Consider the following 22,045-nt stretch of genomic DNA (forward strand, 5'->3'; position numbering starts at 1 on the left):
TTATACATAAATAAAATATTCAAGTACATTTGAAAATGATTTTGAAAATAAATCAGAGGAAATATTTGAACCGCCGCATAAAAACGGCGGTTCAAATTTAAACCTCTTTAATCGCCTCTGTAGGACAGTCTTCAATGGCATCCTTGGCATCATCTTCTTTTCCTTCTGGGACTTCTTCTGTGCTGGCCTGGGCTATGCCCTCGTCATTCCATTCAAAAACCTCAGGATATTCATCAACACAAAGGCCACAACTAATACAAAGCTCTTGATCTACTTCAACTTTCATACTCCATTCACTCCTTGTTTTATGCTTTGATTTCTACTATATTTATTGTTGCATCAATGATACCTTATTATTCCACAGAATTTTGTACCAGGTTTTTTGCCGATTCATATTTTGTCTTATCAACATAAATATCTACATTTTTGACCGTTCCAAGTATAACCTTCGAAGACACCCCTCCACCAGGATAATGTTTTCTTGCAGGTATTTCATGACTTTTTAACAGTGATATTACAATATCAGCTTCTATATCATCAGAAACATTCATCAAATATGTCCATTCTTCTGAACTCAAATTTTTCACCTCTAAATAACAAGCTTTGCAAATTTACTTCTATGAATGCCCATAATTATCCATGTTAACTCCGGTTTAGTAGGGTCCATCTTCCTGTTTAGCTCAGTAAATCCACATTTTTCGTACAGCCTTATTGCACGTTGATTAAATGATGCCACACTTAACCAAGCTTCCTCTAGCCCTTTTTCATAAAACAAATGAGCTAACAACTCTCCTATCGCTGACTTTCCTATACCTTTGCCCCAATACTTTCTGCCCAAACGTATAGCTATTTCCACTCTTTTTTTCTTCCAATCAATATTTCTATATCTAATATATCCAACTCTTATATCTCCAATGTATTCATCCCACAACATAATTGTAAACCAACCGGGCACATATCCATCTTGTACCTGCCTGGTAAATTCCGAAACAGCACTTTTGGATGGGGTGCCTGTAACACTACCTAAATCAAGATAATTAGAAAAGGACTCATTCCACCAGCTTACATAGTGCTTAACGTCACAAGCTTTAGGGGGGCGAAGATATATTTTATTTAAAAACTGATAAGAAATAGCCATACGCTTCACTCCACTTTACATAATAATTTAAACTTTTTAAAAGCTTTTCGCTGCATAACACTTTTTATGCCTAATTTTAACTATCATTTGAAAAAAGGCGCTATTTTATATTCTAGGATCTAATAACGTATTCCTTCTTGAAAAATAAAGATAAAACTTTGGTCCCGAAATTTTTAATCAAGCACTAAAAGTCCTATTTCACTTGCCCATTTTTTAACTTTCATTATTTCCATCATCCCAGGCCGTCTGTCTAATTCTATGTACTCTGATGCTCTATAGGCAGGGAAATATTGACCCATTATATTTATAGGAATATCTTTTGATATTTTACTAATTTCATTAAAAATTTTATTGCTGTTTGAAAGATCGCCCGGCATTACTAGGTGTCTTACAAGAACCCCTTTATATGCAATGCCCTCATTATCTACGGCCAATGGTCCTACCTGCTGATACATCATTTTTAAATTCTTTTTTACGGTTTGATAATAATTTTTAGCACCTGTGTATTTTTCAGCAGTATCATCATCACCAAACTTAATATCAGGAAGATAAATATCAACTACCCCGTCTAACAGTTCTATCACATTATTAGAATCATAACCACCGGTATTATATACCAAGGGAATATCAAGCCCCTTTCGGGCAGCTAAGTTTAGGGCAGCAATCACTTGAGGCACAACATGGGTAGGTGATACTATATTTATATTGTGACACCCTCTATTTTGAATATTAAGCATTATATTTGATAGTTCGTTTACTGTTATTTCCTCTCCGCCACCGTAATGACTGATATCATAGTTTTGACAAAATACACACTTCAAATTGCAATATGAAATAAAAATTGTCCCGGAACCGTTTTTGCCAACGAGGGGTCTTTCTTCACCAAAGTGTGGGAAGCATGACGAAATTTTTAATTTAGCGGTCGTATTACAAAAGCCTTTTTCACCTTTTATTCTATTAACCATACAATTTCTTGGACAAAGAGTACATTCATTTAATAATTTATAGGCTCTTTTTACTTTTTTGTTTAGTTTCCCCTCTTCAAATAATTTGACATAGCCAGGCTTTTTTGACATAACACCACCCCTTAATTTATTCTTTTTATCTCTTTATAAGGTTTTATTTCTTGAAGATAGGTGTTTAACTCCGCCAAAAACACCTCTTCTTTATCCGGTGTTATCCCAAATTTTTTTAATTCAGTTTCTATTAGAATAATATCTTTTTTTGATCTTGTTGCACACATAAAAACTTTTCCTTCATCCTTATAAGAAGAATAAAAAATTGAAAAACCGGGAAGCTTTAAACTAGGCCAGAAAGTATGATTTAGATTTTTAGTTCTAACATTTACAACTGTTTCTAAATCTATGGCATATTTCAAAGGCCCAAATTTAACAACAAGAGACTTTGGAGAAAGTTCATATCTCATAGTAAAAAACCAAACTGTCAAAACTAAAAAATCTATTACTAACCCAACCGAAACGATAAGGGTGAATACCGCGCCAATATCACCTGTCATTCTATAAGCCTGCAGTGCAAAGTATGCCAAAACAGCAAAAATCAGAGCAGCAATTAAAAGTGATATCCAACCGTATGATTTTTTTGGAAAATATATTGACACTTTTTTTGCATCACCATTTATTGATGCTTCTTTTACTAGTCTACCCTGAAACATTTAAGGAAACACTCCTTTATGGAGTTATTTATTAGGTAGTATATCAACCTTTTAATGGTAAAGCAAACTCACTTCGTTAAAGTAGTAATAATTTAGCAACGAATTAAATCTTAATCCGCTGGGAAAACTATGTATCAAACGATAAAAAAAGGAGTGATTTTTGTGGATAGAGTAGCCCTCGTTCTTGTAATTATTGGCGCAATAAACTGGGGACTTATTGGCTTTTTTGGTTTCGACCTAATAGCCAGTATTTTTGGCGGCCAGCTAGCTACCGTAAGTAGAATTATATATGGTATCGTCGGCTTGGCTGGAATATATTCCATCTCCTTCCTATTAAAAGAAAGAGAAAAAGTTTAAAAAAAATAAAACAATCATAGGAATTAGTTAAATTTATACTTATATTTCCTATGATTGTTTGTCAAAATTTATAACCCGTTTCTTAATTATTAGTCAAAATTAAGTAGTCCAAAATCGACATCTGGGCTACTTAATTTTTTCTTGTTTAATCAAGCTTGTTTAGAACAAGTCCACTAATTAGTTTCGGGAAGAAGTAAGTAGACTTTTGCGGCAGGCGCTCATTAGTCTGTGCTAAGTTAACAGTTTGGTCTAGTCCTGGCGGGTTAAGTATAAATGACACCTGTGCCTCCCCATTAACCACCAGATCTACTGCTTCCTGATCAACTCTAGTATAGGATAGACTGTCTCCTGATTTTATATCTTCTGGTGTAAAGTTTAACCTTTCTTGTAACACTTTTTCTTGTAGCCAGCTAACATCGAGTTTTTCATCTGAATATTTTTCTTTTGATTCTAGCATATAAACCTTATCCTTAGTAACCATCCCAAAAGCAAAACGATCATCGCCTCTCTCATTAAGCTTTTCAGTAAAATTGTCTATATCAATTTCAGTTGGCGAAGACCATTCCTCCAATTCGAATTCATCTTCTAAGCTAGAAACCAATTTGTTCAAGTCTAAATTTTCCATACCTTTAATAACCCTGTGAGTTGGAAGTATTAAAAGTCCTGGGCTATAAAGATTTACTAAAACTGCTAATACTCGATCATATCCTTCTTTTCCTTTAGCTTCCATTTCTTTGGCAAAATCGAGTTGAGTCTCATAACGATGATGACCATCAGCAATAAATATAGTAAAGTCTTCAAATTCCTCTTGAATTTCTTTTTGAATAGAAGCGTCTTCTATAACCCAAAGTCGATGCCTCTGCCCGTTATAATCATTAAAATCCATAATAGGTTCTTTTTCTTTTATAGATGCACATTTATTTTCTACAGCTTTTTCTTTATCTGGATAAAGACCAAAAATAGGACTAAAGTTAGTCTTACAATGACGTAGAAGCTGTAATCGGTCCTCTTTCGGCTTAGATAAAGTCTCCTCATGAGGTATAACTGATTTATTTTCATAAGGCTCTGTCTTTAAATTGGCAATAAGGCTATCTCTTTGATAACTATTACCTTCCCAGGTATATTGCTGCTCGTACAGATAAAAGACTGGCTTATCTTCTTGAATCAGGACATTTTCCTGCATCCACTGGGCTAAATCATTAGCCGCTCTAGTATAACGATTATCATCTGGAGTATCCTCCTTGGATTCTTTACCGTACTCTAACCGTATAATATTGTACGGACTTATTTTGTAGAGCTGCTCCTGCTCTTCAGGCCCGATTACATCATACGGAGGTGCAATCACATCCGCTGGTGAGCTTATCTTTTCAGTATTGTACCTTAGGCCTGAAAAAGGATAAATGGTTGTCATATTATTCCTCCTTGTACTTACTTTAATCATTTGGATTGACAAAAAACATTTTAATATAACAAGTATAAAAATGCAAATATACGGGTCACCCTTGGACCAGCTATAAGGGCAAGAGGAGTATTTGAACTTAACTAAAATGATATAAGGTGATTATTCTTCCGATTACGGTAAGAAAAGCAATAAATGTTAAATTATCATTATGATATCCATTCTAAACCATCATCATCATTATGTAAACAAAACATAGATAAAAAAAGAGCGTACAAGTCAAGAAAGTTTCCTTAGTGCTTACCTTAAAAATAGCAAGTTGCCTTTTACTTAACAGCGCTGCTATAATCTCCTTTAGTTATGTAAACTAAAACAAAGGGGGAATTACATGTTAAAAAAGGTATTTTGTAGTTTGTTGGTCTTAGGTATATTGTCAGTAGTACCAGCAGCAGGTCTGCAAGAAACTACTTATGCAAGTAGCTCTAACTCTCAAACATATACTGTAAGATGGGGAGATAGTCTTTGGAAGATTGCTAACCATTATGGGACAAGCGTAAATGCCCTGAGACAAGCAAACAATATTTGGGGGAATTTGCTTTATGCCGGACAAACGATCAGCATTCCTACTTCAGGAAATACAAGTTCTGGCAGTACAAGCAGTACAGACAGTGATAGTGGTTGGAGAAGATTATATGTATCAGATTACGAGAGAGATCTGATGGCGCGAGCTGTTTATAGTGAAGCCAAAGGAGAAAGCTATACCGGACAGGTTGCAGTTGCAGCTGTAGTAATTAACAGAGTTCACGACCCGGATTATCCAGGCACTATTGAAGGAGTTATATTTGAACCCTGGGCTTTCTCACCAGTACACGACGGCAGGTTCTGGATGCAACCTGATAGCACTGCTTACAGCGCAGTAGAGGACGCTCTAAAAGGCTGGGATCCTACTTACGGAGCTACAGTATTTTATAACCCTGTAACTGCAGAATCGCCGTGGGTTTTTACTAGACCAATAATCACACGTATAGGAAACCATGTTTTTGCAAGCTAAAGACTAAAAAGCAAGTAATTAATAGTAAAATAAGCAGGAAGTAGTTACTATATTACATAGGGTCGAATTCTAAAATCTCTTTATTGTGTATTTTAGGATTTGGCCCTATCTTTTTTTGTTTTTTTAGTGTTGTTATATAATAATTTCGAAAAATATGTGAACTTTTATAAAATTATATGTATTGCTATTGCATAACAATTTTAGACCTGTTATAATAACAAGCATCTCAAGGGAAAACAAACATCAAGAGGAGGGGTTATAATGAGAAAGTTAGAAAAATTACTAAACAGAGTAGCTGAAACTAACAGAAAAGTATTTGGAGGTGGGAGAATAAGTTACCAGAAATTAAAGAAACACTTTTAATTAAAGCTTTCTTCCATAATGGTTCTCCCATTATTTTATTTGTGGTCTTATTATAGTAATACATAAAAAAAGCTATCCCGGGTTGTTATAATACACGCCTGGGATGGCTTTTTTTAACTTATTTTAGAATATTTCAAATAATTACAATGCTCTATATTCAATCTAAACCGATTTAAAAAGAAGGATATTAAAAAGAAAGAGAGAATATATTAGGTATGGAGCGCTAATTCTAAAGGAAGGTGATTATTTTGAAAATTTATCGTGTAAACCTCAATACTGAGGAAGTAAAGACAGAAGAAGTCCCTGAGAGCTACGCCCCACTAGGTGGAAGAGCTTTGACCTCTCAGGTAATAAGTGACGAAGTAGACCCGGGAGCTCACCCACTTGGTGAAAACAACAAACTAGTATTTGCGCCTGGTCTATTGTCAGGAACAAGGGCACCAAGCTCCGGACGTCTATCAGTAGGAAGCATCAGCCCTCTAACAGGAGGAATCAAAGAGAGTAACGCAGGCGGAACAGCTGCACAGTATTTTGGCAAATTAAATATAAAAGCACTCATAGTAGAAGGTGCTAAAGATGACGGCAAAAACGTCCTTGTAGTAAATAAAGACGGAGTAAAATTAGAAAAAGTTGACGGCCTAAAAGGCCTCGGTAACTACGAAGCAGGGGACAAGCTAAGAGAAAAATACGGCAAAAACGTCTCGGTTATGACCATTGGCCCTGCCGGAGAACACAAGATGACAGCAGCAAGTATCGCAGTCTCAGATATAGACAAAAACCCGGCAAGAGCAGCAGGCAGAGGTGGCCTTGGGGCTGTTATGGGCTCAAAAGGGCTAAAAGCTATAGTCATAGACGATACCGATGCACCTGGCGTAGTAATGCATGACGAAGATGCCTTCAAAAAAGCAAGTAAAAAGTTCTCCAAGATTATCCTTGACCACCCGGTATCAGGAGAAGCCCTAAGAAACTACGGTACCGCTGTACTAATCAACATCCTAAATGAAGCTGGTGGCCTACCCACTAAGAACTTCGAATCAGGAAGATATGACAAAGCAGATGACACAAGCGGTGAAACCATGGTAGATATAATCAAAAAACGTGGTGGCAAAGCAAGTCACTCCTGCCATCCTGGATGTATAATGGGATGCAGCCAGATCTACAACGATGAAGATGGTAACTACTTCACTGCAGGATTCGAATACGAAACAGTCTGGGCTTTTGGGGCTAACTGCTTGATTAACGATATGGACGCTATAGCATACTATGACAGATGCTGTGATGATATCGGCCTTGACACCATAGAAACAGGTGTAACCATGGGTGTTGCCATGGAAGCTGGAATAATAGAATTTGGCGACAAAGACGGGGTAAAAAGACTTTTTGACGAAGAGATCAGAAAAGCCACACCTCTTGGAAGACTCCTTGGTTCAGGTTCAAAAGTAACCGGCCAAACTTACGGGGTTACCCGTGTACCTGAAGTAAAAGGACAGGGTATACCCGCTTATGACCCAAGAGCTGTCAAAGGTGTGGGTGTAACTTACGCTACAAGTACCCAGGGCGCTGACCACACAGCAGGCTACTCTGTAACTGCTAATATCCTAAAAGTCGGTGGAGAAGTAGACCCACTGAAAAAAGAAGGCCAAACAGAACTATCCAAAAACCTTCAGGTAGCTACAGCTGCAATTGATTCTACAGGGCTTTGCCTCTTTGTAGCTTTTGCAGTACTTGACAACGAAGAAGCTGTGCCTACTATAGTGGATATGCTTAATGCGCAGTACGGTATCAGCCTTACACCTGACGATGTAACAGAGCTTGGTAAACAAATCCTTAAGGTAGAGCGTAACTACAACAAAAAACTAGGCTTTACCAGGGAAGATGATAGAATGCCTGAATTCTTCCAGAAAGAAAAGCTGCCACCACACGATGTTACTTTTGACTTTACAGATGAGGAGCTTGACTCTGTTTATCAGGATTTAGAATAAAAGAGTTCAAAGTAAATTAGGATAGATTAATTGATTAGGTTAAAAGTTTAGCCAGTAATATTCAGTAAGTTAGTTTTAACTATTTGCTTCAAAAAAGGGCCGGGTAAATAATTATACTTTTCCCGGCTCTATTTATTCAACTTTATTAACATTTGATCATTTGGTTATTAATTGTTAATAATAAGTAGTTTATAGTAGTTATAGGGGGTAAATAAAATATGACTGTTGAAATAAGATGTCATGCAACCCTTAGGGATTATCTCCCGGAATCGGCCAAAAAAGGGATCTATCAATACGAGCTTAAAGGCGAAAAAAATGTCCGTGAGGTTGCAAACTCTTTAGAACTTCCTGTAGAAGAGCTTCATTTGATTATAGTGAATGGTGTACAGAAAAACTTAGACGCACCCATACAAGACGGGGACAGAATAGGACTTTTCCCTCCTGTGGGAGGAGGTTAATTTTTATGGACAAAGATCATGTAAAAATAAATGTTTCAGATGGAGTAAAAGTCATCCCAAAAAAAACAGACCTAAAAAAGCTTTACATCGAGTTAACCACAAGGTGTAACTTTAATTGTACAACATGCATCAGAAACTCATGGGATGAAGAAATAGATCATATGTCAGAAAAAACTTTAAAAACTATATTAGATCAAATTGATGAACTCCCAGAACTAAACACAGTACACTTAGGCGGATTTGGTGAACCTTCAACTCATCCTTCGTTTTTTGAGGTTTTAGAAACAATCAAAAAACACGAATTGAAAGCTGAATTTATTACAAATGGACATTTTCTTACTGCAGAAAACTCTAAAAAAATAATTGATCTTGGTGTAGATAGGATAATTATATCTGTAGACGCTCCAGAAAAAGAAACCTTTGAAGAAATAAGGCTTGATTCTGACTTTAACCAGTTGATAAAAAATATCAATTATATCAATGAATTAAAAAAAGAAGCTAGAGCAAAAAAACCCGAGTTATGGATAGAGTTTGTCGCAATGAAAAAAAACTATGAGATGCTTCCCACCCTTGTTAAAATGGCAGGCAAATACATGATAGACTCAATAATTGTCACCAATCTTCTGCCTTACACTGAAGATATGATAAATGAAGTTTTGTATGATACAGGAGAAGATGAGCTTGATATTGGAAGTGGTGGAGGTCTTATATACTTTAAATCCAAGCTACCTGAAATGAAGTTACGAACTACGAGATACTGTAATTTCGTTGAATCAAATTCTGCTGTTATAAATAGACATGGAAAAGTTAGTCCTTGTTACGGTTTTTTGCATGATCACACAGAATATATTTATGGGCGAAAAAAGATTAATAACAAGCATTATTTCGGTGATGTTAATAAAGAAAAACTAAAAGACATCTGGCAAAATGATAGTTACGTAAAGTTTCGTTCATTAGTAAAAGACCAGCAGTTTCCATCTTGTACAGATTGTAAGTATCTAGAAGGATGCTCAATGACAGATGATAATTTCCTTGACTGCTGGGGTAACTCCCCAACATGTGCTGATTGCTTATGGTACCGAGGAATCATTATATGTCCCTAATTAATTTCGTGTTATGAAGATTAAACGCTCCGGCGGAGAATAAACTAAAATTCTTCCCCGGAGCTTAATTTATCATATAATCTTTTTATCTCCTGTAAGTCTTCCCATGACTCCTTCTTCTTAGGTGGATTTCTAAGCAAAAATGCCGGATGGTATGTTGGCATTATAGGAATATCTTTTTTCTCATGCCATATTCCTCTAACCTTAGTTATTTTGGCCTTTGGGTCAAGCAAACCTTTTAATGCAGCAGAACCTAATAAAACCAATATTTTGGGCTTAATTAATCTAAATTGCTGTCTAAGTATTGGAAGACACGTCTCCATTTCTTTCAAAGTAGGGGTTCTGTTATTAGGTGGTCTGCACTTTACGGCATTTGTAATATATACATCTTCCCTTTTAAAATCTATAGAAGAAATCATATCAGTAAGAAGCTGCCCTGCTCGTCCTACAAATGGCCTTTGAAGCTCGTCCTCTCTAGCACCAGGACCTTCTCCTACAAACATTACATCTGCTTTCGGATCACCCTCACCAAAAACGACTCCTTTGCATCCTTCTCTAAGATGACAAACATTACATTTCAAAGCTTCTTCTTTTAGCTCTTCTAATGATTCATAGCTATTGTTAAAATTCATAAGATTAAGGCTCCTTTCCCTCAAAAATCATAATTTTTATTTCTCTGTTATCTTTTTTTATCCTGCATAAAATACTTCAATTCTTTATTATTAAATCTTCTTTTATCAATCTTTTTCAAAAGTCCCTTTTACAAGTAAGCTCCCATTATTAAACATAAGCCTACCACCAGAAATCACAGTTTCTATTCTTAAATCATCTTTGTTTACTATTAATATGTCTGCATCCATGTTTTTTCTTAAAATACCTTTTCCAAATAACCCTAATATCCTGGCCGGATTTTTTGTCACCACATTTAAGACATCTTGTATGTCAAGACCTTCTTCAAAAACTGCTTCCCTTACAGATTTATAAAGTGAGGTCAGTTTACCACTATAGAGGCCACACAGCACCCCATTTTCATCATAATCAGGTAGACTTCCCTGCCCATCTGATGTAAAAGTTATATTATCCAACAATACTTTTTCTTCTAATAATAGTTTTAAACCTTTACTTGCTTTAATTTCACCTTCTTTTAAAAACTGTTCAGTAGTTGTAGTTGTCATGTCTATAAAACCACCTCTACGCGCATAGTCAGCAGCTTTTTCAAATAATTCTCCCGTTCTATTTACATGAGTGGGCAAAAACTGTTCTAAAGGTAACTCAGATTCTTTAGTTAAGTTTTCAATATGTAATAAATGATCTTTACCACTACCAAGATGAAAATGCACAACTGCCTTTTTACCCGATAATATCCCACCAAGTCGTGTGGCTGAAGCTATTTTTATAAGTTCTTCTGAACTTGGATGGGATGATCTGTGGTCTGAGAGGGCAATCTCACCTACTCCAATTACTTTATCTATAAAAATTAAATCTTCCTCAATTTTTCCTGTTATCGTAGATAAAGGAAGTTGATAGGAGCCAGTATAAATAAAACTAGAAATTCCTTCTTCTTCTAGGGCTTTTGCTTTTGCATACAAGCCCTTCATATCCCTTGTGATTCCATCGGTTCCTAGACAACCTACAACAGTAGTTATACCTGCTGTGATCAAATCTGATAACTGTACCTCGGGGGTCCTTGTTTTGAATCCGCCTTCTCCACCTCCACCTGTAATATGTACATGAGCGTCGATTAACCCCGGGACAACTAGCTTATTTTTTGCCTGTATTACTTCCTTTCCAATAATGCTTTTTAGATTAGTATCCAAGTCAATTCTATCTTCAATTGCACCAATTTTTTCGCCAAGTATCAAAATATCCTTTTGGCCCAAGTACCCAGGAGCATAAACTTCGCCACCTTTGATAACTTTAATCATTAAATTGCATCTCCTCCGTTTAGTTTTATAATTTTTAATTAAAACTTTGATTCTGGTGCAAAAAGTCTATTCACATAAATATAGTGTTTTTAATTCAATTAAAAACAAAACTCTGTTCATATGACTTTTTACACCAGAATCAATCTTGCAAATCAAAATCTCACTTATAGTATGCAGGCTAAATTATACTCCTATTATAATAAGCATAATTAGGCTAATACTATAGTATTTCAAGTATAATTTAGTTATATAAAAAAATAGAGGAAGAATCATTTAATGATCCTCCCTCCGTTTCTTTTTCTATTCATTTTCAAGATGTTTTAATATCTCTCTTGCATCAGGTGGGCAGCCTTTTACTGATTTTTTAAAGTCTTTGGTACACAGCCCAATACCAAGGCCATCCAGGCTTTTTTCTTTATAGCCAGTGCCTATACATATTTTTTTATCTTTTATGGTATATAGTTGGTTTTTATCGTCTAGTCTTGCCAAGGCATGAATTAAGCTGCCATAGCACGGCGAACAGGCACCATCCTCTTGTACATAGTCTGCATACTTTTCAGCCAGGTTACTATTTTCAACACTTATCTTTGGCTTTTTATCCCTGTCTAGCTCTACAAGCTGTTCATCACTAGCAAAAAACTCACCAACTCCAAGCCCTTCTGCTATCTTAAGATGCCCTACGTCTTCGATTTCATAACCCAATAATTTGGCCGCATACGAATCAAGTAATACCGGATCTTCGCATAACATAATCCTGCCCATCTCAACAGGATTACCCCCACCTTCATAAGTAAGGTCGCCGATAATACCATCAACTATTACTAGATCAGACTCAATAATAGTATTTAACCTTGCTATTGGCTCATCTAACCCAAGAGAGTGAAACCTTCTTTTCTCATCATTAGGAACACAACCTTTAAGGTTTTTCAAAGCACAGGTTAGATTAGTTTGGCAGTGTGCTTTTAAAACGGGCAAATTAATAAAATAATCTACATTCATAGGCCTTTTAAATACATTTATTTCATAAGACCCGCTTTTTACAGTCTCGTATTCATGCTCCTGCAGATTTAATAATGGAATTCCATACTCTCTTGATAGCTGTGTATAACCACAAACATCAAAAGCCTTTTCGGTACTGGTCTCTACCCATGAGCTTTCCATAATAACAATATTATTAAACCCTTTATCTTTGAGGAATTCTAATACACCGGCAACCATCTCAGGCGAAGTAGTAGCCCCAGAATCAGAGTATTTAGGCTTTACCAAATTAGGCTTCAACGCTATCCGGGCGTCTTTAGTCAGATCCTCCATTTTGGGTGGATATTGATCAAGTATTTTTTTAACCATTTCCTTTGGAGAATTCCCATAAATCGTGTATATTTTGCCTTTTTCCATCATATCAGACCCCTCCTGATTGGGCATTAATTGTAAACAATTATAAGCCACACTATATTTATTCTAAAAAAGCCTTAATTATCCTTTTAAATTATCTAAATCAATTTAATCTTATATGTTATAATTTATCATTAATAGCAAAATATTAAATAATTGATTTTGACGAGTAAAAATCGATAACGATAACAGGTAAGAGGTGAATATCTGTGAATAATAAAATCATAAGGCTAGAAACAATTAAAAAAATATTCAATGACAAAGCCCCCAAATTACTTGGGACACACAGCAAATTTTCAGTTTTAGTTCCAATAGTAAAGGTAAATAACCATCTTCATTTATTATTTCAAATTAGAGCCCAAAAATTAAAAAACCGCCCTGGGGAAATTTCTTTTCCTGGCGGTGCTTTAGAACAAAATGAAACTTTTGAAGACGCATGTATTAGAGAAACCAGAGAAGAGCTAAATGTCAAAAAAGAAAATATAAATCTTTTTGGTGAGCTTGACTACATACTAACCCCATACGATGCCTTTGTTAAACCTTTCATTGGAGCTTTAGAAAATATAAATCCAGACAACCTTGATTTTAATAAAGATGAAGTAGACGAGTTATTTACAATCCCCCTAGAATTTTTCGAAAAAAATTCTCCCGAACTTCATTATGTTTATCTAGAGCCAAAAACAGGCGACGATTTTCCTTTTCATAAGGTTCCCGGGGGAAAGAAATACCCTTTTAAAAAGGGAAAATATCCGGTCTATTTTTATAATCATGATGATTATAATATCTGGGGAATTACAGCGAGGATAGTTAATAATTTTATTGAAACTTACAAGAAATTTCTTTAGTAACAAGGGTATCAAATAATATCTTCATATTTTTGCTTGCTATATAATACTCGCATAATAATAACTTCGTTTTTTTCTTCATTTATAATATAGAAACCAACGTAATTTTCAATAATAAGTTTGCGATAACCTTTGTTTTTGAGGATTTCGTCTTCTACAAGATTGCAGAAAAACGGGAATTCCCTTAATCGTAAAAAAGCTTCTTCTATTTTATCTATCAGGTTTTCTGCAGCAGGTCTATTATAAAGGTCATTTACAATGTATTTGTAAATGTTGTCTAGGTCAGCATAAGCCGCAGGAGTCACTTTTAAATTGAATTTATTTTTTGACATGTTTGTTCCTAAGTCCTCTAAATACATCATCAGCTTCTAGTAGTTCTTCCCCGTTTTTTGCCTGTTCCTCTGCTTTAGCTAATTTTTCATACAAACCTAACTTAGCCATTTTCTTTTCATAAGCTTCAATGCTCATAACAACTAAATCCCCATACCCATTTTTTGTAATGTAAATAGGCTCATCCGTTGCGTGACAAAGTTCAGAGATTTCTGTTGTATTTCTTAAATCTTTCATAGGTCTAATTTCAGGCATAACATCAGCTCCTTTGTCTTTATTATGACATAATTATAGCATAATTATATATGAAATCCAAATGTATTAATCACCTATTCTTTTAGGAGCTTTCTTAGTAGACTTAAACGAAAAAGGGGCTGTCCCAAACCTCCAACAAAACAGCCCTTCTATTTATCCACCCTTGACATCAATACTACACACTCCACATGAGCAGTTTGAGGAAACATATCTACCGGTTGGATTTCCTCTGCTTTGTATCCATGTTTAGCTAAAAACTTCATATCTCTTGCCTGAGTTATTGGATTACAGGAGATGTAAACCACTTTTTTCGGCGATATCTTAACTAGTGAGGACAAGAATTTTTCATCGCTTCCGCTCCTTGGAGGATCCATTATAACTACATCTAGTTTTTCACCGCTTTCCTTCATCTTGAGCATAAACTCTCCAGCATCTCCTTGATAGAAGCGAGCATTATTTACTTGGTTTTGTTTAGCATTTTTGATGGAGTCCCGTACTGCATCTTTGTTCAATTCCACTCCTATCACCGATTTGACATTTTTGCTTAGGATTATCCCTATTGTTCCTATGCCTGAATAGGCATCCATGACCACTTCATTGCCTTTGAAATTGGCCATCTCTATGGCTTTACCGTACAGTTTTTCTGTTTGTTTAGGGTTAACTTGATAGAATGATTTTGATGATATGTTAAAGGTGTAACCGCATAGTGTATCCTGAATGGTTCCTTTTCCGTACAAGACTTTTTCTCTGTCACCCAACACCATACTAGTTCTTTTATTGTTAATATTCATGATAATAGTTTTGATTTCAGGGTGCTCTTTTCGCAAAGCCTTTATAAAGTTATTCTTCGATGCAAACATGGTACTAGGGGTGACTAGGATTACCATTATTTCCTTTGTGGCAAACCCTACCTTTACTAGGACATGCCTAATTAGGCCTCTGCCGGTATCTTCATCATAGGGGTTCATTTTAAAGGACTTCATAAGTTTTCTTATGGTTTTGTGTATATCATCGGCCTTAGTACTCTGAATTAGACACCGATCCACTGGAATCACCTTATGGCTTTTTTCTTCATAGAAGCCTGAAACTATTTTTCCGTTTTTATATGAATATGTAGCATGGGCCTTGTTGCGGTAATCATAGGGGTTATCCATTGTAATAATGGAGTTTACTTTAGCAAAGGGCTTCATTAATTTTTCTACCATTAGCTGCTTATGTTGGAACTGATCCTTATATGACATGTGCTGCAGTTGACATCCCCCACATTTATCGTAATGGGGGCACCTCGCTTTAACCCTTTTGGGAGATGGTTTCAATACCTTCAAAAGATTTCCTGTTATATGCCTTCCCTTTTTTATAATTTCTATTTTTGCAGTTTCATCTTTTATTAGGTTTGAGATTCGTATTTCTTGACCATTATAATTAACTATCCCTTTGCCCTCTGCATCTATGTCGATACATTTTGCTTCCACAATTTCTTTTTTAGAAGAGCCTCTTTTGCCGCTTGCTTTTTTGCTATTATTTTTTTTATTGTTACCTTTAAATTTTTGTTTTGTTTTTTTCATAATATCCATCCTTACTCTCAAAACTTTTTTCTGATGATGTTTGAGTCGTTCATACTTTATCAAACTTTTATAATAGCATCAACGTATTCCTACTGATATAATTTATTTCTGTTCTATCAACACTATCGTCTCCACATGCACGCTCTGCGGAAACATATCCACTGGCTGCACAGCTTTGACATGATACTTAGTTTTGTCTGAGTTCACAAGTAGGTTCAAATCCCTTGCAAGAGTTGAAGGATTACATGAGACATATATTATTTTTTGAGACTTTAGATCCAATAATGCCTGCAAAAAATCTTTGTCACACCCTTTTCTAGGCGGGTCAACTACTACAATTTCAGGTTCTTGCTCTTTATGTTCTCTTAATTCATAAATAATCTCTTCTACTTTTCCATGCCAAAATACAGCTTTGTTTTCTAAATTATTTATCCCGGCATTATCCCTGGCATCATTAACAGCTTCCTTAACAACTTCCATCCCTATAACTTCATCAGCATATCTAGCAAAATTTAGAGCTATCGTACCAATCCCACAATAAGCATCTATAACCAGTTTATTTTTTATATTTGTTTCATTTGTTTCATTATGTAAACAAGCTAGCTCTATACTCTTGTTATATAGCTTTTCTGCTTGAAAAGAGTTAACCTGATAAAAGGCAGCCGGTGAAATTTTAAATTCTAAATTTCCCAGCTTATCTTTTAGATATGATCTACCCCAGATTGTCTTTTCTGCATCACCTAGGATCACATTTGTACGCTTTTGATTAATGTTATGTACTATCCCTACTAGGTCTGTAACATTATCTTCTAACTCTTTAATTATCTTCTTCTTGTTGGGAAATTTGTTTTCCCTTGTTACAAAAACAATCAAAATCTCTCCGCTATTTGCACCAACTCGAATTATCACATGACGTAATAACCCCTCATGTTTAGTTTCATCATAAGGAGGAATGTCGTATTTTTTCAGGATTTCTCTAACTTTTTTCAAAACTAAGTTGCCTCTTTCATCCTGGATCATGCAGTAGTCCACTGGTATTAGATTATGAGACCTTTTCTTAAAAAAACCTAATTCTGTCTCATTGTCTATTTTTCGCACCGGCAGCTGAATTTTATTTCTATAGTTCCAGGGATGTTTCATACCCATTATCGGCAAAAATTCATACTCTTCGCTATCTATTCCACCAATTTTCTCTATATTCTCTTTTACCTGCTTTTCTTTAAATTTTAACTGCCCCTCATAACTAAGATGCTGAAGCTGACAACCTCCACAATCTTTATAATAAGGGCAGGGCGGGCTCACTCTATCTTTCGAGCTAGTCTTTATCTCTGTAATCAAAGCCCTGGCATAATTTTTCTTAGTACTTATCACTTCACATTCAACCTCTTCTTCGGGCAAGGCTTCAGGCACAAAAATAGCAAAGCCCTCATACCTTCCTATACCTTCTCCCTGGTGATTCATATCATCTATATCAACGGTTATTCTGTCTCCAACTTTCACCGGGATGGTTTTTTTCTTACCCATTTCGTCACTCGCTCCTTCGTTAATGAAATTATATTTGATTTGTACTGTTTCACAAATTCTAGAATATATTTCTTATCCCAATAACAAATATCATTCCGGTAAATACAGTAAGCATCATATTTTTAGTCTTAATAGCAGTCAAAAAAGTAGGTACTGCTGCTAGTAGGAAAGGATTATCAAAAGAAATAAACAGTTCTGACTCTTCCATCATTACCCCTGGAGCTAGAAGAGCTGCTAATATTGCAACAGGTACGTAGTTTAACCACCTAATGACAATATCAGGAATTTCTAAGCGACTAAAAAGTGCTAGGGGTAAAAACCTGGGGATATAAGTGACAACCGCCATTCCGATGAGTATTAACAATACTTTATGGTCCATATTATTTCCTCCTAGATCAACCCTTTAAATTATTCATCTTTTTATTTATCTTTAGTTATCCTTATTAGTTTTACTATTCTGACCGTCTGTTTGGTTTTTATGGTTATTTTCCATTATAAGCCCAATCGTTGCAGCAATAATTGTCGAAGCCATTATATACCAGTTGTTATCCGGAAAGAAAACATTAAAAACCAAGGCAAAAAAAGCAGAAATTAATGCAATCTGAATTAATCTAAAATTATTAAGCTGAATTGTTAACAAAAATATAAACATGGCATACAAAACAAAATCAAAGCCAAGAGCTTCTGTATCAGGAACAAGCTGATGAAAATAAGCTCCTGCTGCACTTCCCAATATCCAGGCGCCATGGGAAGTAAATTGAAGCCCCAAAACAAACTTCTCATCTCGATCATAATTTTTAAACTCTACAGAATTAACTGCATAAGTTTCATCAGTGATTCCAAAGGCTGCAATAGGCAAAATTTTCCCGGGGAATTTTTTAAAGTTAACAGAAAGGGATGCACTCATCAGTAGATGACGCAAATTAACAAGAAAAGTAGTAGTAATAATACTAAAAGGATCAGCGCCCCTACCAAAAAGTTCTACTCCTATAAACTGAGCAGAACCTGCATAAACCAACACACTCATCATAACTGTCTCTATTAAATTTAGACCAACCTCTCTAGCTAAGACCCCATAAGCAAATCCAATGGGAATATATCCTAGTACAATCGGCAGTGCTTTTTTGGCACCTACTAAGTACATTGTTTTTCACCCCTAACGGAAGCAGCTTCTACAAACAGCATTAACAGACACAAACTTAATAAAATCCTGCTAAACCTCGTTAAAGATCTAGCAGGATTTTATTATACATTGTTAAACAAAATTTATTTAATGATTCTGGTGCAAAAAGTCATATGAGCAAAATTTTATGAATAGACTTTTGCACCAGAATCAAACTTAAATTTTTTCTTTTAAAAGATCATTAACCATTTGAGGATTGGCCTTACCTTTAGACTTTTTCATTACCTGACCAACCAAAAAGCCCATTGCTTTATCCTTACCATTTCTAATATCCTCTATAGTTTCTGGGTTTTCTTCGATTACTTCTTCAACAAATTGCTCTATCTCACCCTGATCACTAATCTGTTTTAGACCTTTCTTTTCTACTACTTCTTCTGGTTTGTCTCCATTTTTGTACATTTCTTCAAAGACTTCTTTTGCAATTTTGCTGCTTATTGTTCCATCCTCTTCAAGTTTACAAAGTTCTACTAGCATATCAGATGTAATTTTTATTTCATCAATTTCTCTATTTTCTTCATTTAAAACCCTTAACAGATCACCCATTATCCAATTAGCTGGTTTTTTGGGATTTTCGGATTTCTTAGCGCATTCATCAAAATAATCAGCAATCTTTTTATCCGAAGTCAAAACTCCTGCATCATAGTCGCTCAAATTATACTCTGATACAAAGCGCTCTTTCTTTTCCTTGGGTAGTTCTGGAATATTGGCTCTAATCCTCTCAAGTTCAGATTCTTTCATCACAATAGGTGGTAGATCAGGTTCCGGGAAGTATCTGTAATCATGAGCTTCTTCCTTCGAACGCATAGAGATTGTCACCTGCTTACTCTCATCCCAGCGCCTTGTTTCCTGAACTATTTCTTCTCCGTATTCTAACGCTTCCATTTGACGCTCTACTTCATATTCAAGGGCTTTTTCTACAGCTTTAAAAGAGTTCATATTCTTAACTTCTGTCTTAGTCCCAAACTCATCGCTTCCTTTTGGCATTATAGAAACATTGGCATCACAGCGAAGGCTGCCCTCTTCCATTTTACAGTCAGACACTTCTGTATACTGCAAAATGTTTTTTAACGCCTCAAGGTAAGCTTTGGCTTCCTTGGGACTTCTGATATCCGGTTCAGTAACTATCTCAATAAGGGCAACTCCGGTTCTATTAAAGTCAACCATCGAGTCCCCTCCGGCAGCATGCACAAGTTTACCTGCATCCTCTTCCATGTGAATTCTATTTATACGAACTTTCTTTTTCTCGCCTTCCACTTCTACTTCTATATAGCCGTTTCTTGCAATTGGCAGGTCAAATTGTGATATCTGATAAGCCTTGGGCAGATCAGGATAAAAATAGTTTTTCCTATCAAACTTGCTAAATTCGGCAATTTCACAGTTCAAAGCCAACCCAGCAGTTACTGCAAGATCCAAAACATTTTTATTAAGAACCGGCAAAGTTCCAGGCATCCCTAGGCAGATGGGACATACATTCTCATTTGGTTTCTTACCAAACTCTGTAGAACACCCACAAAATATCTTTGTATCTGTTAAAAGTTCGGCATGAACTTCAAGGCCAATCACCGTTTCATATGACTGCATATGTTTTCCCCCTTTATATTGCTTAAACTTACAACAAACTTATAACTTACCTGCTATTTTAGCTCTCTCCTGGTATCTTTTGCCCCAAATTCAGTGTTTTTTCTAATTCTGATGCCACCTGCAGTACTTTAGCTTCATCAAAAGGCTTACCTATAATCTGAATACCTACAGGGTTTCCTTCAACAAAGCCGCAAGGAACTGAAATTGCAGGGAGTCCGGCAAGGTTAACCGGTACGGTACAGATGTCGTTTAAATACATGGTAGCTGGATCATCAATCTGCTCACCTATATTAAATGGCAGAGTTGGAGTAGTTGGCGCCATCAGAACATCATATTTTCCAAATATGTCTTCGAACTCTCTTTTAATCAGAGTTCTAACTTTTAAACCTTTAAGGTAATAATCATCATAATACCCAGAGCTCAAAGCATAATTTCCAAGCATAATTCTTCTTTTAACCTCTTCTCCAAAACCCTGACTTCTAGTTTCATAGTAAAGACTCTTTAGATTCTCATCAGATAATCTTGTTCCATACCTTACACCATCAAATCTGGCAAGGTTACTTGATGCTTCTGCAGGACTTATAAGATAATAGGAAGTAAGTGCATACTCTGTGGTTGGAAGTGATATATCTTCCACCATAGCTCCTTGATCATCAATAGTATTTATAGCATTTTTGACTACATTTTTTATTTCACTTTTTACCCCTAGTTGGAAATATTCCTCCGGTATACCAATTTTCATTCCATTGACACCTTTGTCTAATGATTTAGTAAAATCAGGTGCATCTATGTCAGCAGAAGTGGAATCCATCTCATCATGGCCAGATATAACGTTCATACTAAGAGCAACATCTTTAACATTTCTAGCAAAAGGACCTATCTGATCAAAAGATGACGCAAAAGCCACAAGTCCGTATCTAGATACTCTTCCGTATGTAGGCTTAAAACCCACTACACCACAAAAGGCTGCAGGTTGTCTGATAGAACCACCCGTGTCTGATCCAAGAGCAAGGGGTACTTCCGCTGAAGCAACAGATGCAGCAGACCCCCCACTTGAACCACCAGGAACTTTATTCAAATCCCAGGGATTTTTGGTGGTAAAAAACGCAGAGTTTTCGGTAGATGAACCCATGGCAAATTCGTCTAAATTAGTTTTTCCTACCATAATAAACCCTGTATCTCGAAGCATTTTGACAACGGTCGCATCAAAAGGAGGCACAAAATTTTCAAGTATTTTTGATGCACACGTAGTCTTAATACCATCAGTACACATATTGTCTTTAATTGCGACAGGTACCCCAGCGTAAGGCGGGAGTTTTTCTCCCTTAGCCCTGTTGTCATCTATTTCTTCAGCTTTACTTATTGCTGTCTCTTCATCTACGGATATAAACGCATTAATTTTTTCATCTACTTCATTAATTCTTGAAAAGGTTGAGGTGACCAATTCTTTTGCACTAAACTCTTTTTTATCAAGTCCCTCTTTAGCTTCATAGAGACTTAGTTTATGTAATTTCATAGGCATATCTCCTCCAATCGAATTAGCTTTATTCTTCTATAATTCTTGGAACTTTAAAGTATCCATCTTCTTTATCAGGTGCATTTTCAAGAGCCTTTTCTGTAGATAGAGATTCTCTTCTTTCGTCATTTCTAAAGACATTTTTCATATCTAGAGCATGAGCAGTTGGCTCTACCCCATCAAGGTCTAACTCCTGTAATTTGTCTGCCCACTTTAGTACCTCTCCTAGCTGCTCTGCAAAAGCGTCCACATCTTCATCCTTGACATAAAGCCTCCCTAGATCCGCTACATGCCTGACAATATCCTTATCAACCTTCATATCACTTACTCCCTCCTTTTATCGATTTCTGTTCATAATTGTAAAACTTGATTCTGGTGCAAAAAGTCTATTCACATAAGTAAAGTG

At 35.8% G+C, this 22,045-nt stretch carries 24 protein-coding genes; 6 read left to right on the top strand and 18 right to left on the bottom strand.

What is annotated here, in order from left to right; all coding sequences use genetic code 11:
- Positions 1 to 97 precede the first annotated feature (97 nt).
- The 5 genes from ACONDI_RS10540 to ACONDI_RS10560 form a co-directional block, all read right to left on the bottom strand.
- Positions 98 to 286: a ferredoxin gene (locus ACONDI_RS10540; RefSeq protein ID WP_241078508.1), complete on the bottom strand. Its 189-nt coding sequence runs from the start codon at positions 284 to 286 to the stop codon at positions 98 to 100.
- Positions 287 to 353: 67 nt separating this feature from the next.
- Positions 354 to 578, bottom strand: coding sequence for a putative signal transducing protein (locus ACONDI_RS10545; protein WP_241078509.1), 225 nt, complete (start codon positions 576 to 578; stop codon positions 354 to 356).
- Positions 579 to 589: 11 nt separating this feature from the next.
- Positions 590 to 1,138, bottom strand: a complete 549-nt coding sequence (locus tag ACONDI_RS10550) for a GNAT family N-acetyltransferase (RefSeq protein WP_241078510.1) — start codon at positions 1,136 to 1,138, stop codon at positions 590 to 592.
- 173 nt (positions 1,139 to 1,311) lie between these two features.
- Positions 1,312 to 2,214: a radical SAM protein gene (locus tag ACONDI_RS10555; RefSeq protein ID WP_241078511.1), complete on the bottom strand. Its 903-nt coding sequence runs from the start codon at positions 2,212 to 2,214 to the stop codon at positions 1,312 to 1,314.
- 11 nt (positions 2,215 to 2,225) lie between these two features.
- Complete coding sequence (locus ACONDI_RS10560; protein WP_241078512.1) at positions 2,226 to 2,810, bottom strand: PH domain-containing protein; 585 nt, start codon at positions 2,808 to 2,810, stop codon at positions 2,226 to 2,228.
- A gap of 162 nt (positions 2,811 to 2,972) precedes the next feature.
- Here ACONDI_RS10560 and ACONDI_RS10565 point away from each other — a divergent pair, with 162 nt between their 5' ends.
- Positions 2,973 to 3,167, top strand: coding sequence for a DUF378 domain-containing protein (locus tag ACONDI_RS10565; RefSeq protein WP_241078513.1), 195 nt, complete (start codon positions 2,973 to 2,975; stop codon positions 3,165 to 3,167).
- 145 nt (positions 3,168 to 3,312) lie between these two features.
- Here ACONDI_RS10565 and ACONDI_RS10570 read toward each other — a convergent pair whose 3' ends face one another.
- The gene (locus tag ACONDI_RS10570; protein WP_241078514.1) at positions 3,313 to 4,578 is read right to left on the bottom strand and encodes a DUF1015 domain-containing protein; all 1,266 of its coding nucleotides are present in this window, start codon (positions 4,576 to 4,578) and stop codon (positions 3,313 to 3,315) included.
- A 376-nt stretch (positions 4,579 to 4,954) separates the two neighbouring features.
- Between ACONDI_RS10570 and ACONDI_RS10575 the strand changes: the two genes are divergently transcribed.
- The 4 genes from ACONDI_RS10575 (at position 4,955) to ACONDI_RS10590 (ending at position 9,523) form a co-directional block, all read left to right on the top strand.
- Positions 4,955 to 5,617: a cell wall hydrolase gene (locus ACONDI_RS10575; RefSeq protein ID WP_241078515.1), complete on the top strand. Its 663-nt coding sequence runs from the start codon at positions 4,955 to 4,957 to the stop codon at positions 5,615 to 5,617.
- A gap of 611 nt (positions 5,618 to 6,228) precedes the next feature.
- On the top strand, positions 6,229 to 7,962 hold the full coding sequence (locus ACONDI_RS10580) for an aldehyde ferredoxin oxidoreductase family protein (RefSeq protein ID WP_420848140.1): 1,734 nt from the start codon (positions 6,229 to 6,231) through the stop codon (positions 7,960 to 7,962).
- A 218-nt stretch (positions 7,963 to 8,180) separates the two neighbouring features.
- On the top strand, positions 8,181 to 8,420 hold the full coding sequence (locus ACONDI_RS10585) for a MoaD/ThiS family protein (RefSeq protein ID WP_241078516.1): 240 nt from the start codon (positions 8,181 to 8,183) through the stop codon (positions 8,418 to 8,420).
- Between the two features lie 5 nt (positions 8,421 to 8,425).
- The gene (locus ACONDI_RS10590; protein ID WP_241078517.1) at positions 8,426 to 9,523 is read left to right on the top strand and encodes a tungsten cofactor oxidoreductase radical SAM maturase; all 1,098 of its coding nucleotides are present in this window, start codon (positions 8,426 to 8,428) and stop codon (positions 9,521 to 9,523) included.
- A 44-nt stretch (positions 9,524 to 9,567) separates the two neighbouring features.
- Here ACONDI_RS10590 and ACONDI_RS10595 read toward each other — a convergent pair whose 3' ends face one another.
- The 3 genes from ACONDI_RS10595 to ACONDI_RS10605 all read right to left on the bottom strand — a co-directional run bounded on the left by ACONDI_RS10595 (position 9,568) and on the right by ACONDI_RS10605 (position 12,846).
- The gene (locus ACONDI_RS10595; RefSeq protein ID WP_241078518.1) at positions 9,568 to 10,155 is read right to left on the bottom strand and encodes a uracil-DNA glycosylase; all 588 of its coding nucleotides are present in this window, start codon (positions 10,153 to 10,155) and stop codon (positions 9,568 to 9,570) included.
- A gap of 105 nt (positions 10,156 to 10,260) precedes the next feature.
- Positions 10,261 to 11,448, bottom strand: a complete 1,188-nt coding sequence (gene iadA, locus ACONDI_RS10600) for a beta-aspartyl-peptidase (RefSeq protein WP_241078519.1) — start codon at positions 11,446 to 11,448, stop codon at positions 10,261 to 10,263.
- Between the two features lie 300 nt (positions 11,449 to 11,748).
- Positions 11,749 to 12,846, bottom strand: coding sequence for a DUF362 domain-containing protein (locus ACONDI_RS10605; RefSeq protein ID WP_241078520.1), 1,098 nt, complete (start codon positions 12,844 to 12,846; stop codon positions 11,749 to 11,751).
- 203 nt (positions 12,847 to 13,049) lie between these two features.
- Between ACONDI_RS10605 and ACONDI_RS10610 the strand changes: the two genes are divergently transcribed.
- Positions 13,050 to 13,685 (top strand): NUDIX hydrolase, encoded by a 636-nt coding sequence (locus ACONDI_RS10610; protein ID WP_241078521.1) that lies wholly within the window; start codon positions 13,050 to 13,052, stop codon positions 13,683 to 13,685.
- Between the two features lie 11 nt (positions 13,686 to 13,696).
- Here the strand turns inward: ACONDI_RS10610 and ACONDI_RS10615 are convergent, their stop codons facing one another.
- The 9 genes from ACONDI_RS10615 to gatC all read right to left on the bottom strand — a co-directional run bounded on the left by ACONDI_RS10615 (position 13,697) and on the right by gatC (position 21,958).
- Positions 13,697 to 14,017 carry a type II toxin-antitoxin system RelE/ParE family toxin gene (locus tag ACONDI_RS10615; protein ID WP_241078522.1) on the bottom strand — a complete coding sequence of 107 codons (321 nt, stop codon included), beginning with the start codon at positions 14,015 to 14,017 and terminating at the stop codon, positions 13,697 to 13,699.
- Complete coding sequence (locus ACONDI_RS10620) at positions 14,004 to 14,270, bottom strand: type II toxin-antitoxin system prevent-host-death family antitoxin (RefSeq protein WP_241078523.1); 267 nt, start codon at positions 14,268 to 14,270, stop codon at positions 14,004 to 14,006. Before ACONDI_RS10620 ends, ACONDI_RS10615 begins: the two co-directional genes overlap by 14 nt.
- A 149-nt stretch (positions 14,271 to 14,419) precedes the next feature.
- Positions 14,420 to 15,835, bottom strand: coding sequence for a 23S rRNA (uracil(1939)-C(5))-methyltransferase RlmD (gene rlmD, locus ACONDI_RS10625; protein WP_241078524.1), 1,416 nt, complete (start codon positions 15,833 to 15,835; stop codon positions 14,420 to 14,422).
- Positions 15,836 to 15,937: 102 nt separating this feature from the next.
- The gene (gene rlmD / locus ACONDI_RS10630) at positions 15,938 to 17,359 is read right to left on the bottom strand and encodes a 23S rRNA (uracil(1939)-C(5))-methyltransferase RlmD (protein ID WP_241078525.1); all 1,422 of its coding nucleotides are present in this window, start codon (positions 17,357 to 17,359) and stop codon (positions 15,938 to 15,940) included.
- A 58-nt stretch (positions 17,360 to 17,417) separates the two neighbouring features.
- Positions 17,418 to 17,738: an AzlD domain-containing protein gene (locus ACONDI_RS10635; RefSeq protein ID WP_241078526.1), complete on the bottom strand. Its 321-nt coding sequence runs from the start codon at positions 17,736 to 17,738 to the stop codon at positions 17,418 to 17,420.
- Positions 17,739 to 17,789: 51 nt separating this feature from the next.
- A complete protein-coding gene (locus ACONDI_RS10640) occupies positions 17,790 to 18,503 on the bottom strand; it encodes an AzlC family ABC transporter permease (RefSeq protein WP_241078527.1) in 714 nt (237 codons plus the stop codon).
- Positions 18,504 to 18,698: 195 nt separating this feature from the next.
- Positions 18,699 to 20,123 (bottom strand): Asp-tRNA(Asn)/Glu-tRNA(Gln) amidotransferase subunit GatB, encoded by a 1,425-nt coding sequence (gatB, locus tag ACONDI_RS10645; RefSeq protein WP_241078528.1) that lies wholly within the window; start codon positions 20,121 to 20,123, stop codon positions 18,699 to 18,701.
- Positions 20,124 to 20,181: 58 nt separating this feature from the next.
- Entirely contained in the window at positions 20,182 to 21,639 is a 1,458-nt protein-coding gene (gene gatA / locus ACONDI_RS10650) for an Asp-tRNA(Asn)/Glu-tRNA(Gln) amidotransferase subunit GatA (RefSeq protein ID WP_241078529.1), read from the bottom strand.
- A gap of 28 nt (positions 21,640 to 21,667) precedes the next feature.
- A complete protein-coding gene (gene gatC / locus ACONDI_RS10655; RefSeq protein WP_241078530.1) occupies positions 21,668 to 21,958 on the bottom strand; it encodes an Asp-tRNA(Asn)/Glu-tRNA(Gln) amidotransferase subunit GatC in 291 nt (96 codons plus the stop codon).
- Positions 21,959 to 22,045: the final 87 nt, after the last annotated feature.

The sequence above is a fragment of the Natranaerofaba carboxydovora genome (assembly GCF_022539405.1).
Lineage (GTDB): Bacteria > Bacillota > Natranaerobiia > Natranaerobiales > Natranaerofabaceae > Natranaerofaba > Natranaerofaba carboxydovora.